Genomic DNA, 17,599 nt, shown 5'->3' on the forward strand with positions numbered 1-17,599 from the left:
TCAGAGTCAGGTTATTGCGTAATAATCTGACTCTGACCCTAGTTTTATTCTGCTATTTTTTCCACTTCATTATCTTTTAAATCTACTTGTTCTATTTTTTCAAAACGACCGGATATTTTATTGGCAGATGTATGAATAAGTTTTACATCACTTGCTGCTTGGTCGATATGTTTTGCCAAGTTATCAAAACGTGTTCTAAACCGGCCAAAATCAGCACCTAAATGTGATAGATGCTCTTGTATTAAATGAATTTGTTTGCGCGTCGCTTCGTCTTTTAATACAGATCTCGCCGTTGTTAAAATAGCCATAAGCGTAGTTGGTGAAGATAACCAAACCCGTTTTTTATGAGCTTCTTCAACTAATTCTGGGTAATGGGCATGTATTTCGGCAAATATTGCTTCTGCAGGAATAAACATTACCGCACCATCAGCAGTTTCATTATCGATTAAGTATTTATCACTAATGTCATTAATGTGCTTTTTAATATCGACTTTAAACTGACGCTCAGCTAATTTTCTATCACTATCACCCAATTCGTTATCGGTCATTTTTTTGTAGCTTTCTAAAGGGAATTTAGAATCAATAACGACGTTACCTGTAGGCTTGGGCAAAAATAAAATACAATCCGCAATTTTACCATTCGATAAGGTGTGCTGTATTGAGAAGTGCTTTTCTGGCATTACATTACGAATAAGTGCATTGAGTTGTACTTCGCCAAATGCGCCACGTGATCGTTTGTCAGCCAAAACTTCTTGCAGGCTGACCACGTTAGTAGAAAGTTCGGTTATCTTCTTCTGTGCATCATCTATTAACGCTAAGCGCTTTAGTATGTCATTAAATGTTTTAGTAGTTTTATCAAATCCATCAGTCAAACGTTTTTCAACGCCTGCCGAAATATCTTGTAAGCGTTTATCTGTACTTTGTGTGAGCTCAGTCATGCGTTTAGCCATAACTTCAGAATTGCTCGCTAATGATTTAGAAAGCTCTTCTCGGCTTTCTTTAGTGGTTTTACTTAAATGGGCAATAAGTTGATTAATGGCAAACATCTGGTTTTTATTAAACTGCTCTTTATGATCGTTTAATTGCTGCATTAACTTTAGCTGTAAATCGCTACTAGAACTTTCTAAATTACTGCGTAACTTTTCCTGTTGGGCAAACATCAACTGCTGTTGTTCTTGCCATTGTTTCAATCTATCTTGAACCACTGAGGTTTCTTTACTTTGTTGCAGCAAAACTGAAGATAAAGCGGAGACTTTACTGAGTAAGACTAAACAAAAAATACTGAGTAAAATTAATAGGGAAATGGCAATAAAAGTAAAGTATGGAATTTCTATCATAGGGCTTCTTAATTGTTATTAGTATCAATCAACAGAAAGTACTGTATATTATCACAGTCCATTTAACCCTAAGAAAAAGAAATGGTCAAGTAAACAAGTTAAGAAGGTTTGTATGATATTGTTTTCTAAAACAAGAATCCCAGCAAAAGCTGGGATTCTTAATAGGTTAAATAAAAGATTATTTACTTAGTGCTGGTAGGTTTAATGTATTTTTCCATCCAAACAAAAATTTCTCTATACCATTCTTTTAAATTATCTGGGTTACGAATATGGTGATCTTCATCTGGAAACATCACTAACCGTGAATCGATACCTTTACGTTGTAACGTTGTAAATGCACCTAAGCTTTGACCATAAGGCACACGATAATCAAGCTCACCTTGGATAACTAACATAGGTGTTTTCCAGTTATCAACAAAGCGAGAAGGATCAAATTTTGTGTACTCTTCTTCTTGTTCCCAATACGGACCGCCAAAATCATGCTCTGGAAACCATAGTTCCTCGGTTACATTGTAAAAGCTCTTCATATCGAATAAACCTGCGTGGTTAACAATACATTTGAAGCCATCAGACCAATTACCCATGATCCAGTTCATCATGTAACCACCGTATGATGCGCCTAAAGCACAAGCATTTTCACGGTCTAACCATGCATTTTTCTCGGTGATGTAATCCATACCTTTTTGTAAGTCTTCAAGTGGTTTACCACCCCAATCATGAGAAATAGAGTCGGTAAACGCCTGTCCATAACCAGTTGAACCATGGAAGTCGACCATTACAACTCCGTAGCCTTGTGCTGCCCAAAGTTGAGCATTCCAACGGTAGTGGAACATGTTACCAAAGCTGCCTTGTGGTCCGCCATGTACTAAAAATGCAATTGGGTATTTTTCACCTTCTTTAAAGTTTGTTGGTTTTACGATATAACCGTGAACATCTTCGTTGTTCCAACCTTTAAATTTGAATTGCTCAAAATCACCGAATGCAATGTCAGCTAGGTTAGCTTTGTTCAAATGAGTTAATTGTTTAAAACCATAACCGTCTTTATTGATGGTAAAGATATCACTCGGATTACCTAAGTTATGACGGGTAAAATATAAGGCATCACCATTAATTGATACATTACCAGCATAGCCTTGATTATAAATAGGCGTTACATCACCAAACTGTAAATCTATTTCAAAAATAGATTGTTGGCCAATATCTTGCGCAATAGCAATAACACTGCGGTTATCGCTACCAAACTGAAAACTAGAGATAGAACGATCCCATAATGGTGCAATATCTTTAACAGCTTTAGTGCGTAAATCTTTAACCTGTAAGCTAAATTTATCTGACTCATACACAGGAGTTTTCATAGCTTTATAGGCTAAGTAACGACCATCAGCTGAGTAAACAGGCATAGCATCCCAAGCTTTGTTATCAACGGTTAAGTTGGCAACTTCTTTCGACTCAAGATTTACTTCAAATATATCCCAGTTGGTTGTCCAGGCGTGATCAACGCCAGGTACTTTTGCTGAAAACGCTAAGCTTTTCCCATTTGGATTAAATGAAACTTGGTTCATCCCAGCAAAGTCGGTGTCCCAGTCAGCCATTAAATCAACCGCTTCAGTAGTTACTTTTCCTTTTTGTAGGTTAGCTACAAATAAGTGACTGTTAAATTGATCTAACCAAGTATCCCAGTGACGAACCATTAACTGATCATATGCACGAGTGTTATGTTTTTTCGCTGCTTGTGCGGCAAAGGCATCAACTGAGCACTTAAATGTTTTACAGCCGGGTAAAACCGTAAACGCTAAAGCAACTTGTGATTGATCACTTGATAATTTAAAACCTTCAATAGATAAAGGAAAGTCAGTTAACTGAACTGCCTCCCCACCGACTGTAGATAAAAACCAAACTTGGCTTTTTCCACTACGGCCAGATAAGAAGTAAACACCTTTACCATCTTTTGCCCAAACAACAGATGACTCACTAGCCTTATTACTGGTTAATTGGCTTACTGCACCAGATTTCACATCTTGTAACCAAAGGTGATTAGTGCCCTTTTCTTGTCCTTTTTTAACGCCGTACACAAGTTGTGAGCCATCAGGTGATATCTTCACGTTATGTACTTGGTTTAAACTGTTAAGTTTTTCTACCGTTAATATTTCAGCGCTAACGTTAGCTGAGAACGGTATTACAGTTAACGCTGCAATTTTTAATATGTTGTTTAACTTCATAATTTTCTTTCTTTTTAATAATGCTCTAAATATAGCAAAGCGCCCTAAAGAGCGCTTGTTATAATGATTTTAGATGAATTAGGCTTTTAGTTTTGTGTCTAACTCTTCAATTTTTGCTTTCCAAATAGCAGGCCCGGTTACATGAGCAGACTCACCCGTACTGTCTACTGCTACCGTTACCGGCATATCTTCTACTTCGAACTCATAGATAGCTTCCATACCCATGTCTTCAAAGGCAACCACCTTCGCTTTTTTGATTGCTTTAGAAACAAGGTAAGCCGCACCGCCAACTGCCATTAAGTACACCGACTTATGGTTTTTAATAGTCTCTACTGTAGCAGCTCCACGCTCAGCTTTACCTATTGTGCCTAAAAGTCCGGTGTCGGCTAGCATCATTTCTGTAAATTTATCCATACGTGTTGCTGTTGTAGGACCTGCTGGGCCTACTGCCTCATCACCAATAGCATCAACTGGGCCAACGTAATAAATAAACTTGTTAGTGAAATCTACTGGTAATTCTTCGCCTTTCGCTAACATGTCTTGAATACGTTTATGTGCCGCATCACGGCCGGTTAAAATAGTTCCGCTAAGTAATACGGTTTCACCAGTTTTCCAGTCACTTACATCGGCTTTACTTAATTCATCAACGTTTACTCGACGAACATTTTCACCAACTTCCCAAGTGATCTCAGGCCACTCTTCAAGTTTAGGTGGTGTTAAATCGGCTGGACCAGAACCGTTAAGGTGGAAATGTACGTGACGAGTTGCCGCACAGTTTGGGATCATCACTACAGGTTTAGAAGCAGCGTGTGTTGGCACTGAATTAATTTTTACATCAACAACGGTAGTTAAACCACCTAAGCCTTGTGCGCCAATGCCTAATTTATTTACACGTTCAAAAATTTCTAAACGTAGCTCTTCTTCAGCATTTTGTGGGCCACGTTCAATTAAGTCTTGAATATTTACCGGATCCATTAAGCTTTCTTTAGCAAGAACACCTGCTTTTTCAGCCGTACCGCCAACACCTATACCTAACATTCCTGGAGGACACCAACCTGCGCCCATTGTAGGCAGTGTTTTAACAACCCAATCAGCAATTGAATCGCTTGGGTTTAACATCACCATTTTAGTTTTGTTTTCTGAGCCGCCGCCTTTAGCAGCAATCATCACTTCAATTTCATTACCGGCAACTAAATCTATATGTACTACCGCTGGCGTATTGTCTTTAGTGTTAATACGTTTTCCAGCAGGATCTTTAACAATAGAAGCACGCAAAGGATTATCAGGGTTTAAGTATGCACGACGCGTACCTTCATCAACCATTTGTTGTACGGTTAAATCGGTATTATCCCATTTAACGCCCATTCCCACTTTAACAAAACATGTCACTATACCTGTATCTTGACAGATAGGTCGCTTGCCTTCGGCAGACATGCGAGAATTAATTAAGATTTGTGCGATTGCATCTTTTGCAGCAGTGCTCTGCTCTTTATTGTAAGCTTTTTCAAGGGCTTGGATGAAATCTAAAGGATGATAAAAAGAGATATATTGTAGAGCATCTTCAATGCTATCAATAAAATCCTGTTGCTTAATAACAGTCATATTATTCTCGTTGTTATGTAATGTAACGGTGTGTAAAAGTATACATATAATACAACAGGCAAATATCTTCAACAACTAGACATTTCGCTATATTCATAATATTTTTTTGCTACAATAGCGCCAACAATCGCTATACTGACACCATTGTGTATGTTTGCCTGCAATTAGGAATTAAAACCAAGTAATGAATGACAAAACTTCTTCTCCTCCCTATTTTACTTGTGAGTTAACGGCTGCAAAAAATTTAACACCTGAACAGCTATTTTCTGCTTGGTCAAATGAGAATTGGGCTTTTTGGCTAGACTCTGGCAATAGTGATCATGTCGACTGTTGCTATGACATCATGGTATTTGATCCGGTTGTAACCTTAAAAACTTCGATTAATTCAACACGCATTCATTGGTTAAAAATAAACGAGTTAGAAGTTTCTACTGACGACCCTTTATTATTAGTTAAACAAACGCTACAAAAAGTATTCCCTTCAGATATTAAAGAACAGGAAAATATTCCATTTTGTGGTGGTGCTGTTGGCTACTTTAGTTACGATTTAGGCCGTCGTTTTGAAGAAATCCCTGCTACAAGCTCTATTGATATTACTATGCCAGAAATGGCGGTAGGTATTTATAAGTCGGCAATTATTTATAATCGAACTACACAACAGTTTTGTTTAGTTAGCTTTGATGACAACTTAAAATATTTAACAGAGCAGATAGAAAACAAGCTGAGTAAAGCGATGTCAAAGTCAGCGCCATTTGAGCTTGCCACTGATTGGCGTTCAAATATGACTAAACAGCAATATTCCGATAAGTTTTTTAAAGTACAAGATTATTTATTATCTGGCGATTGTTACCAAATTAACTTAGCGCAACGCTTTAGTGCAATGTATCAAGGTGATGAGTTTAACGCCTATAAAAAATTAAGACATAGTAATAACGCCCCTTTTTCTGCCTTTTTGCGTATCGAAGATGGTGTCATTTTAAGTGTCTCTCCAGAGCGGTTCTTACAGCTTAAGCATCAAAAAGTACAATCTAAACCAATAAAAGGTACTCGACCTCGCTCAACTATTAGTGAATTTGACAGGGAACATGCAATAGATCTGCAAAACTCAGCCAAAGATCGTGCAGAAAACCTGATGATAGTAGATCTATTAAGAAATGATTTATCAAAAGTATGCCGTGCAGGTACGGTAACCGTTCCTTCGCTGTTTGCTATTGAAAGCTTTCCTGCCGTGCATCATTTAGTCAGCACTGTTGAAGGCATGTTAGCGCAAGGGTTTGATGGCACCGATTTATTGCGAGGTGCGTTTCCTGGGGGTTCTATCACGGGTGCTCCTAAAATTAGAGCCATGGAAATTATTGAAGGGCTTGAACCTCACCGCCGTAGTGTTTATTGTGGCTCTGTAGGTTACCTTTCTGCCTGTGGAAAAATGGATACCAGCATAACTATCAGAACATTAATATGTGAAAATGAAAAAATTCATTGCTGGGCTGGAGGCGGCTTAGTCGCTGACTCAAATGTCGACAGTGAATACCAAGAAACTTTTGATAAAGTTAATAAAATACTACCTATACTAAAATAACAATAAGCGGTGTAATTGATAATTATAAAGCTATACAAAAACGGATTTGGCAAATGGATAAGCAGCAGTTTTTACAACGTTTTTCCTTCCATCACTTAGGTGATATTGAAAGTGGCTACCATCATGCAGGTAACCTTAAACATGCCAGTGTATTAATACCTTTGGTTCAAACTGAACAAGGTATAGAGGTTATATTAACGAAAAGAGCTCAACACTTAAAACATCACCCAGGGCAAATAAGCTTTCCGGGCGGTAAAGTTGAAGCAACAGACATTGATTTAACCGATACCGCATTACGTGAAGCTGAAGAAGAGATTGGTTTAAACCGCAAAGATGTCGCTATAGTTGGCCAGCTAAAGGACTATCACACCATAACAGGGTTTAAAATTACCCCAATTATTGGTTTCATTCCAGGTGATTACCCATTTAATATTGACCCAAATGAAGTCGAAGAAGTATTTAGTGTACCTTTCCCACATTTTATTAATGAAAAAAACCACCTAACCTACCAGCTTAAACGCCAAGGAATTGAGCATAATATCTATTTTATGCCATATTTAAACTACAATATTTGGGGTGCTACGGCGGCAATTTTAAAAGATCTCGTTGGCCATCTAAAATAATTCACTTTAAAAATTGAGATTAGTTCCACTTTTAAGTTAAAATCCGAACATAATTTCAGTTAAGCGAAAAATATCGCTCAATAATTCAGGTTTTATTATGATCAGTGTATTTGATATGTTCTCTATTGGTATCGGACCTTCTAGTTCTCATACTGTTGGACCAATGAGAGCGGCGAACCGTTTTATCGATTCATTAAAGCAAGAAAGCGTATTTAATGATGTAAATCGTATAAAAGTAGAGCTATTTGGCTCTCTTGGACAAACCGGTATTGGCCACGGTACGGGTAAAGCCGTAATACTTGGTTTACATGGTGAAGCGCCAGAGTCTGTTGCAGTAGAAAAAATAGATAGCATACTAGAAAATACTGTTGCTACAGAGCAAATTATCTTAAACAATGAAACTAGTATTTCGTTTCCAAAAGCAGATGCTATTATTTATCATCGCCGAAAAACACTGCCAGCCCATGCTAATGCTATGACTATTTTTGCCTTTAACGGCAATGATATTGTGTTAGAAAAAACCTATTATTCGATCGGCGGTGGCTTTATTGTTGAAGACTGTGAATTTGAACAAGAAAAAGATAAAGCATTATCTTTACATACCAATATCGAACGTCCGTATCGTTTCAGCAGTGCCAATGAACTTTTAGAACACTGTAAAAATAGTGGGTTAAGTATCAGCTCAATTATGATGGCCAATGAAAAATGCTTAAACAGTGAAGCATTTATCAAATCTGAACTGATAAAAATTTGGAAAGCAATGCACGCTTGTGTTGATCGTGGCATTAAAACCGAAGGAATATTACCTGGTGGTTTAAAAGTGACTCGCCGAGCACCAAGCTTATTTCGCTTATTATCAGTAGAAAAAAATGCCGACCCATTACAAGCTATGGACTGGGTTAACCTTTTCGCTTTAGCTGTAAATGAAGAAAATGCAGCTGGTTCACAAGTTGTAACCGCTCCAACTAATGGCGCTGCAGGTATCTTACCGGCCGTACTCTGTTACTATGATAAGTTTGTTAAACCAGTATCTGATGATGATTGTATCCGCTATTTACTTACCGCTGCAGCTATTGGTATTTTGTATAAAACCAACGCTTCTATATCTGGTGCAGAAGTAGGTTGTCAAGGTGAAGTAGGTGTAGCTTGTTCAATGGCGGCAGGTGCATTAACTGAAATATTAGGTGGTGATCCTAAACAAGTGGAAAATGCAGCTGAAATTGGCATGGAACATAATTTAGGATTAACCTGTGATCCAGTTGGCGGCCTAGTACAAGTACCTTGTATTGAACGTAACGCAATGGGTTCAGTTAAAGCGATTAATGCTTCTCGTTTAGCAATGCGTGGCACAGGTACCCAAAAAGTATCACTTGATAAGGTGATTAAAACCATGTGGGAAACCGGCAACGATATGAAGACCAAATATAAAGAAACGTCTCGCGGCGGTTTAGCGGTAAACATTATTGAATGTTAGATTAAGAAAAGTGAGACGAAGAGCTTTCAACGTCTTTTAAATAAAGAACCTGCGCAACCCATAAACGAAAAAAGCACCTAGCGGTGCTTTTTTTAATTCAAAACGTAACTTAAAAACTATCCACTAAATCGGTGTCACTTCACAGTTCTCGTTTCTCGTTTCTCGTTTCTCGTTTCTCGTTTCTCGTTTCTCGTTTCTCAAGCCTACCTAACCGGCAAGCTGATATCACCAATCAACTTTTCAATTTCGTCATTGTTTTTAAGCAACATAGCCTTGGTGACGATATCTCTATTTAAATGAGGCGCAAAACGTTCAATAAAATCAAACATATAACCACGTAAAAAAGTACCTCTACGGAAGCCTATTTTAGTCGTACTTTGCTCAAATAAATGACTTGCATCTAGCACAACCAAGTCTTTATCTTGCTCAGGATCAATTGCCATAGTTGCAACTACGCCAATACCAACACCTAATCGAACATAAGTTTTAATTACATCAGCGTCTGTTGCTGTAAAAACAATTTTAGGTTTTAAATTAGCACGTTGGAACGCTTTATCTAACACTGAACGCCCGGTAAAACCAAACACATAAGTAACAAGTGGATGTGCTGCTACATCTTCAATTTTAAGGTTAGCGAGTTTAGCTAACGGGTGATCTTTTCTAACTATGATACTACGGTTCCAGTGATAACAAGGCAGCATGATCAAATCATTGTATAAATGTAAAGACTCTGTCGCTATAGCAAAATCTGCTTCACCTTTGGCTGCAGCATCACTTATTTGTGCAGGTGTACCTTGGTACATATGTAGTGATACTTTGTCATATTTTTTAACAAAACCACTGATAACTTCAGGAAGTGCATACCTTGCTTGGGTATGAGTTGTGGCAATTCTAAGTTTTCCTTCATCAGGTTGAGTGTATTCACTGGCAACTGACTTTATACCTTCTACTTTCGATAAAATATCAGCAGAAATGCGAATTACTTCATGGCCTGCCTGAGTAACGTGAGTTAAATGCTTACCTGAACGTCCAAAAATTTGAATACCAAGTTCATCTTCCAGCATACGTACTTGTTTACTAATACCGGGTTGCGAGGTAAACAAGCTATCAGCAGTTGCTGACACATTAAGGTTATTATTTAAGACTTCGACGATATAACGTAATTGCTGTAGTTTCATATTAATTTGATATAGATGGCTGCGTTCTTAGAATCAAAATATATATCAATATTCAGATATAATCTATAGCAAAGTTAATTTTTTGTTATAAAAACTAATTTTTTATTACTTTTTGTTTGATTTCGGTGTTAAAAATGGAGTGTGTCGACTTTATCGCCATCCATGGCTAAAAAAAAGCCGCATAAATGCGGCTTAATATAATCAAAATTTAAACTATTGGCTGAACTACTTCTTAGTAGCAGCCTTTTTAGCTTTAGCTTTAGCTGGAGCTTTTTTGGCTGCTGCCTTTTTTGGTTTAGCCGTTTTCTTAGTTTGCTCTTCAGCCCACTTACCATCAACATACTTGGCTACCCAACCAGTTGCTTTTCCCTCTATTTCGGTCATTACATACTGTTCTTTGGTTTTACGTGAATAACGCACAATATAAGGGTTACCATCGGCATCTTTTTGAGGGGCATCAGCTAAATAATAAAATTTCTCTGAAATCCTATCTCTGAAGCGATGCAACTCAGCAACTTTAGGCGCTCTTGTTTCTCTAGATTTAGGGAATGTACTTGCCGCTAAGAAAATACCGGCAGCGCCATCTCTTAATTTAAAGAACGCTTCTGATTTTTCACATTTTAGCTCAGGCAAATCAACAGGGTCTTCTTTAGGAGGAGCCGCTTCACCGCTTGCTAACAGCTTACGTGTGTTTTTACACTCTTCATTGGTACAATCAAAGTATTTACCAAAGCGACCATTTTTAAGTTCCATATCGAACTCACAACGATCACACTCTAAAATAGGACCGTCGTAGCCTTTAATTTTAAACTCACCTAGTTCAAGCTCGTAGCCATCACATACAGGGTTGTTACCACAAACATGAAGTTTGCGTGTTTCATCAATTAAATAGCTGTCCATCGCTGTGCCACATTTGCCACAACGGTGCATCGCCATTAAGGCTTCAGTTTCTTGATCTTCTGATAGAACACTAACAGCTTCTTCACCAGGGGTAAGATTCATTGTTTTAGTACAACGCTCCTTAGGTGGTAAGCTATAGCCAGAACAACCAAGGAATACACCAGTAGAGGCAGTACGAATGCCCATTTTACGGCCACAAGTTGGACAGTCTATATCGGTGACAACAGGTAAATTCTGTTGCATACCGCCTTCATCCATATCTTTATCAGCTAATGCCAATTGACCGGTGAACTCAGTATAAAATTCAGTTAGTACGTCTTTCCAAAATGCTTTATCGTCAGCAATTTCATCTAAACGCATTTCCATATTTGCAGTAAAATCGTAGTTCATTAATTTTTTGAAACTACCTGATAAACTATCAGTTACGATCTCACCCATTTTTTCAGCATAGAATCGTTTAGTTTCAAGACGCACATAACCACGATCTTGAATGGTTGAAATAATTGATGCGTAAGTTGAAGGTCTACCGATACTTCGCTTTTCTAGTTCTTTAACCAGTGAAGCCTCGCCAAAGCGGGCTATTGGTTTAGTAAAATGTTGACTTGGCTCTATGTGTTTCAAGTTTACCAATTCACCAACCGCAATATCTGGTAAATGCGTATCATTTTCGCTACCTGATTTGCCGGCACTTCTTGAGTGAACTTTAGTCCAACCATCAAAGCGCATAACTCGACCCTTCGCTCTTAAATCGAACTCTGCGGCAGTAACGGTTAATGTTGTTAAATCATAACGAGCAGCTGTCATTTGACAAGCAACAAATTGACGCCAAATTAAATCATATAATTTACGAGCATCTGCTTCCATTTTATCTAAAAATGCGGCTTCTTTAGTTACATCAGATGGGCGAATAGCTTCATGCGCCTCTTGTGCATTCGATTTTGCTCCATACACTTTTGCTTGCTCTGGTAAATAGTTATCACCAAAGTTTTTACTAATATAATCTCGACAATTACTAACCGCTTCTTTACTTAGGTTAGTTGAGTCGGTACGCATATAGGTAATATGCCCGGCTTCATACAAACGTTGAGCAAGTCCCATTGTACGTTTAACACCGAAACCTAAACGAGTACTTGCAGATTGCTGCAACGTTGAAGTGATAAATGGTGCCGAAGGTGTACTTTTAGATGGTTTATCTTCACGTTTAGTGACTTTGAATTCGCTTGCTTTTAATGTTGCAACTGCAGACATCGCTTGCGTTTCACTAGTTGGCTTAAACGCTTTACCGTTTTGACGGGCAACATCTAGTTTTAATTCAACATCAGAATTGGTGGTTGTGTCAGCTTCTATTTCCCAGAATTCTTCCGGAACAAACGCTTTAATTTGACGTTCACGTTCAACTACAAGTTTAACGGCTACAGATTGTACTCGACCGGCAGATAAACCACGCGCAACTTTCTTCCAAAGTAAAGGACTCACCATAAAGCCCACTACACGGTCTAAAAAGCGACGTGCCTGTTGGGCGTTAACGCCATTCATATTTAACTCACTAGGCTGTTTAAAAGCCTCCTGAATCGCACTTTGGGTTATTTCATTAAATACTACACGACGAAAACGTTCATCTTCACCGCCAATAAGTTCTTTTAAATGCCAAGCAATCGCCTCTCCCTCGCGATCCAAATCGGTTGCGAGATAGACCATATCGGCCTTATCCGCTAATTTCTGTAATTCTTCAACGACTTTCTCTTTGCCGGGTAGTACCGCATAAGTAGCTTCCCAGTCTTTGTCTGGGTTAATACCCATACGATTATATAAAGCAACTTTTTCACGTTTCGCTTTATACTTAGCTTTTACTGCAGGCGACATCGCCCGAACTTCAGCTGGAGATTTAGTTGCTGCTTTTTTACCGGTTCCACTTGTCGGTAAATCTCGTACATGACCAACACTTGATTTAACAATGAAGTCTTTGCCGAGATATTTGTTAATCGTCTTCGCCTTTGCAGGTGACTCGACAATTACCAGAGATTTTGCCATAAACGTTTACTTTCCTGTATTCAGGCCTTGATTATTCAATCTGAAATAATGTAGTGATGAGTTAAATTTAGTTTATAACTCAAAAAAATTGTTAATTGCTATTAGGTATATATGTAAATTTTACCACTGACAAGCAATTATTTTTTTAATTTTGTTCTAGCTATTGAAGATCATTATTAAAAATAAGCAATATTAAAGGCGCCATCATAATAAAATTTAAATTAAAACATAAAGAAAAATATTCAAATTTATTAACTATTTGCACTGTTTGCTCAAATAACAATCAACTTTTAGCCGTTATTAATTTCTATGCATAAAAAAAGCCTCTCTCGAGGCTTTTTATATACTTACATTTAATTTAAGGTACTACTGCAACAGCAAGAATAGCAACATCAATTAATGTCTTCGTTGTTGTTGTTCCACCAGGTGTTGTAATTTGAACAATTAAACTACCTGACTTAGCCTCATCTTCACCTTTTATAGATACACTAAATTCTTGCCCACCATTGTGATTATCATTCGACCACGTGAAGGTATCAGGACCAACAATGGAACCAACCGTAGAGGTAAACTCGATAATGGTGCCTTTAGGCATTGGTTGGTTATGAACATCAGAAATAATTATGCTTGCATGGCCAGTATCTTCACCAACTATATTTACCGTTTTATCGTCATCATCTGCCAAGAGTGCGTTATCAGCATCTAAAGCATCAATAGTCTGACCTCGAACAGCATAAGCTCTCGGGCTCGCAACTATTAATACTAAAGAATCACGCACATTTAATGACTGAACAGGTGAACATAAATCAGCTAGTTTTGCATCTTCGGCACAAAGGACACCGGTATACTTATTATCTCTAGAATTATAATCACCTGAAACATCAAAATCAGCGAATTCTTCAGAATCACCACCAGCTTCTCCTCCGCCAGCTGGGTTAAATACACTATCTTCATTGTAATCAATAAATGCTTCTGGCATATCATAATCATCACCAGATGTATCAAAGCCAGTGTCAAATAGAGGATGTTCATCAACGTCAAATAAGCCATTACCGTTAGTATCGGCAAATGATTCTTCACCAATAGCTGTCGCTAGTATGGTGATACGTCCACCATAGTTTTGCCCCATTAAATTAATAACGGATGGGAATAAAGATTCATCATCACCTTTCACCCAATTAACACTAGGTTCTTCAACAGTATTACCACTTGGAATCGGATCTTGTACGGTAAATGTCACCGAACACGCACTATCAGCAGTTTGACAATCGCCAACAATTAACCCACCTTCCGTTGTAAAGTATACCGAAGTACCATCAGGTACTGGATTATTAAAGGCGTCAGCCATTCTTGCCGTTATTGTGGTTTGGTTACCGTAGATCCTCTCCAAATTCAGAGTTTCGGCAGAAATACTGAAGCTGTCTTGATCTGGAATTCCTGTGGATATGACTAATTTATTCGATTGTGATGAAATATTAGGAGTTGTGTTATCAACTGTCGCAGTTACACGAACTGTTGTTGATACTGTGCCTGAATTAATCACTGTTTGTGCATAACCATTGCTATTAGTTGTTGCCACATTAGGGTTTAAACTCACGCCACCAACAACTGTATTAAGCTCAAAACTTACTTGCTCACCCGAAACTGGGTTACTATTTTCATCCAACACTTGGAATATAACCGTAGAGCTTTCCTCACCACCGATCCCTTTAAGAGAAATATTTTCTGGCGTTGCACTTTCAAAAATGATACTACCAATTGCAGCCGCTTCAACATCAATTGCGGCAGTAGCTGTTAAGCTTTCTGTTCCTGCATTGGCCGTAACAGTAATAATATCATTGCCGGTACAACCTTGAGCCAAATATGAACTTACAGCTGTGCCTTGGAACGTTGAAACTTGCTCATCGAGCTGCGCTTTACCATCTAAAGAACAACTTGAACTAAAGTTCACTAATACAGGCTCAGTATATGGTGCGTTACCATTATTAGTATCAATAATAGTGACCGATATATTGGTAGAACCACCAGCAGAAATTGGTGATAACCCTACTACTGGAGTTTGCATCTGTAAACCAGCGGCGCCAACAACAACCAGTGCTGAACCTGTTTCTCCAGATACTAACGACGCAGTAATGGTACCAGCTCCAATGTCATTGCCAGCATAGATATCAACAATAGCTTGGTTGTTTACATCTGTTATTGCCGTTGGAATTGAAATTTCACCAATATCAGAGCTAAAGGTAACTAACACTTTTTCACCAACGCCCAAGCCATTAACAGTAGCAATTAGCTGACCAGGGGTTGTAGTATTAATGGTATCGATAGGGTTGATCGTATCGGGTTCTACCAATATTACATCAAGATAAATGCCAAGTACTTCATCACCTGCTGTAGTGAACGTATCGTTACCTTTTGCACCATTTGATAATGTTGCGGTCACAATACCAGCCCCTTTTACAGTACCTGCTGATAATGTCACTGAAGCAACACCATCGCCATCTGTAAGAGCAGTACCATTTCTAGGGTCTAGAAGGCCAAGTGTTGCGGCAAAGTTTACAAATTCGTTAGCAACTAAAGCCCCATTTTCGGTTACGGTAGCTTCAACAATTGATGTTGCAGTTCCTATTATATTTTTTGTTAAAACATTAACAGCAACTTCTTTACCTAATATAGCTGGCGCATCACCATCAGTCGCAAACCCTGTTGTATCTAACTCACCGCTAGTTAAAGTAGCTGTAACAATGCCTGCGCCTTTAATATCACCCGCTGACAATTCTATAAAAGCTCTACCATCAGTATCAGTTAATGCAGTGGCTGATACTGGATCAAATACACCTAGTGAAGATGAGAAATTAACCACTTCACTTGCCGAAGGTCGTTCATTTTCAGTAACTGTTACCCACACAATTACAGGGGCTGCATTACTAATGGTACCAACGATAGCATCTAATTCAATAACCTTATCAGTTATTCCATCGCCATCACCTTTAGTAGCAAAACCACTGGTATCTGTTTCGCCTGAAGCTAAACTTGCCGTAACAATACCAGCACCTTCAATACTACCAGCTGTTAATTCAATTATTGCATTACCTGTGGAGTTTGTTAGTGCGGTGCCAGAAAGTGGATTAAATGCGCCTAATGTTGTTGTAAAACTAATAACCTCATTGGCTACATCAACTCCATTATCTGTAACCTTAACCATAATCGTCACTGGGGCTAATTTTTCAACTAAATCTGTAATTGGGGTTACAACAATAGTTTTACCAAGTTTAGCTGATGCATCACCAGCAGTTTCAAATCCAACTTTAGCATTTGCACCATTATCTAAAGTGACAGATGCTACACCCGCGCCGGCATTAGTACCTGCACTAAGAGTTATTACAGCTTGTCCTGAAGCATTCGTTAAAGCGGTTCCAGAGGCAGGAGATAAGGTTCCCAAAGTAGATGAAAAATTAACAACTTCACCACCCACTGGGTTACCTGAATTTGTCACAGTAGCAGTTAACATTGATGGCGAGCCATCTGTGATGCTTGTAGTTGATATAGTTAAAGAAACTTCATTCCCTGCTACTTCAGATGCATCACCTGAAGTTGAAAAACCAAGAGAATCGAATTCGCCGGTAGCCAATGTCGCACTTACTAATCCTGCTCCCTCAACATTACCAGCAGTAAGGGTTATTGTTGCTGCACCGGTAGCATCTGTTAATGCAGTTCCTGAATAAGGGTTTAGGACACCTATAGAGCTTGAAAAATTAACAACTTCACCAGCTACAGCGCCATTTTCATCGGTAACAGTAACCATAACAGTCGCAGGGCTAGCTGACGAAACTTGGTTGTTTGAAAGACTTAATTTGACTTGCTTACCAGCAATAACACCGCCATCACCAGCATTACTAAAACTAATTGTAGCACTTTCGCCATTAGGAGCGGTTGCAGTTACAGTACCTGCACCTTCAACATTATCGGCGTTAATTATGATTGTTGCATTACCGTTACTGTTAGTTAATGCACTGCCTGAAGAGGGTAATAAATAGCCCGACGTAGTAGAAAACGCTACAACAGTTCCTTCCACTGGACCATCAAGATCAGAAATATTTGCCGTAATTATTTGCGCGGAAAGCGCAGCTACTTGTCTAGCTGAAATGCTCATATTCACTAAGACAACATTTTCTGACTCACCTTGATTTTGACTCGCATCAGGGTCGATACCGTCACCAGCAGATTCGAAACCTATAGTTCCAATTTCACCGGACTCAATGGACGCAGTTATTGTTCCTGCTCCCTCAATTGCTCCAGCAGTTAACCCTATAGTAGCAATACCATCAGAATTGGTTAAAGCAGTAGATGACTCAATATCAAATAACCCTACTTCAGAGCTAAAGGTGACTACTATATTATCAACAGCAACTCCATCTGTTTGTACTTTTGCAGTTACAGTTGCAGGAGTAGCAGCATCAACATAAGTGTTATCTATGGTAAGCTCTATGGTGGTCGTTGACTCTAGTGGGTTAACTTCGTCTTTATCTTCTGCGGTAAAAGAATCTCCATCACAAGCGGTTAAAAAAACGAGTAAGAATAGGTAAAAAAAATGCTGAAATTTCTTCATCAAAGCGCTCTCCCTGACTTTATTTTTATTTTAATTATTTTTATCTTAAC

9 protein-coding genes are annotated in these 17,599 nt (G+C 38.5%); 3 read left to right on the forward strand and 6 right to left on the reverse strand.

Annotation, left to right across the window (positions count from 1 at the left end):
• Window positions 1-44 precede the first annotated feature (44 nt).
• From RGQ13_RS12660 to RGQ13_RS12670, 3 genes are all read right to left on the reverse strand, one after another.
• Window positions 45-1,337, reverse strand: a complete 1,293-nt coding sequence (locus RGQ13_RS12660) for a DNA recombination protein RmuC (protein ID WP_348390110.1) — start codon at window positions 1,335-1,337, stop codon at window positions 45-47.
• A 182-nt stretch (window positions 1,338-1,519) separates the two neighbouring features.
• Complete coding sequence (locus tag RGQ13_RS12665; RefSeq protein WP_348390111.1) at window positions 1,520-3,556, reverse strand: S9 family peptidase; 2,037 nt, start codon at window positions 3,554-3,556, stop codon at window positions 1,520-1,522.
• A 78-nt stretch (window positions 3,557-3,634) separates the two neighbouring features.
• Window positions 3,635-5,158, reverse strand: coding sequence for a fumarate hydratase (locus tag RGQ13_RS12670; protein ID WP_348390112.1), 1,524 nt, complete (start codon window positions 5,156-5,158; stop codon window positions 3,635-3,637).
• A 184-nt stretch (window positions 5,159-5,342) separates the two neighbouring features.
• On the opposite strand from RGQ13_RS12670, the gene pabB reads away from it, so the two are divergent.
• The 3 genes from pabB (at window position 5,343) to RGQ13_RS12685 (ending at window position 8,834) form a co-directional block, all read left to right on the forward strand.
• On the forward strand, window positions 5,343-6,737 hold the full coding sequence (gene pabB, locus RGQ13_RS12675) for an aminodeoxychorismate synthase component I (RefSeq protein WP_348390113.1): 1,395 nt from the start codon (window positions 5,343-5,345) through the stop codon (window positions 6,735-6,737).
• Window positions 6,738-6,790: 53 nt separating this feature from the next.
• The gene (locus RGQ13_RS12680) at window positions 6,791-7,360 is read left to right on the forward strand and encodes a CoA pyrophosphatase (protein ID WP_348390114.1); all 570 of its coding nucleotides are present in this window, start codon (window positions 6,791-6,793) and stop codon (window positions 7,358-7,360) included.
• Between the two features lie 97 nt (window positions 7,361-7,457).
• Complete coding sequence (locus tag RGQ13_RS12685) at window positions 7,458-8,834, forward strand: L-serine ammonia-lyase (RefSeq protein WP_348390115.1); 1,377 nt, start codon at window positions 7,458-7,460, stop codon at window positions 8,832-8,834.
• Window positions 8,835-9,037: 203 nt separating this feature from the next.
• Here RGQ13_RS12685 and cysB read toward each other — a convergent pair whose 3' ends face one another.
• The 3 genes from cysB to RGQ13_RS12700 all read right to left on the reverse strand — a co-directional run bounded on the left by cysB (window position 9,038) and on the right by RGQ13_RS12700 (window position 17,552).
• Window positions 9,038-10,012 carry an HTH-type transcriptional regulator CysB gene (gene cysB, locus RGQ13_RS12690; RefSeq protein WP_348390116.1) on the reverse strand — a complete coding sequence of 325 codons (975 nt, stop codon included), beginning with the start codon at window positions 10,010-10,012 and terminating at the stop codon, window positions 9,038-9,040.
• Window positions 10,013-10,237: 225 nt separating this feature from the next.
• Window positions 10,238-12,943 (reverse strand): type I DNA topoisomerase, encoded by a 2,706-nt coding sequence (topA, locus tag RGQ13_RS12695; protein WP_348390117.1) that lies wholly within the window; start codon window positions 12,941-12,943, stop codon window positions 10,238-10,240.
• A gap of 358 nt (window positions 12,944-13,301) precedes the next feature.
• Window positions 13,302-17,552: a beta strand repeat-containing protein gene (locus tag RGQ13_RS12700; RefSeq protein ID WP_348390118.1), complete on the reverse strand. Its 4,251-nt coding sequence runs from the start codon at window positions 17,550-17,552 to the stop codon at window positions 13,302-13,304.
• Window positions 17,553-17,599: the final 47 nt, after the last annotated feature.

Source organism: Thalassotalea psychrophila (assembly GCF_031583595.1).
Lineage (GTDB): Bacteria > Pseudomonadota > Gammaproteobacteria > Enterobacterales > Alteromonadaceae > Thalassotalea_A > Thalassotalea_A psychrophila.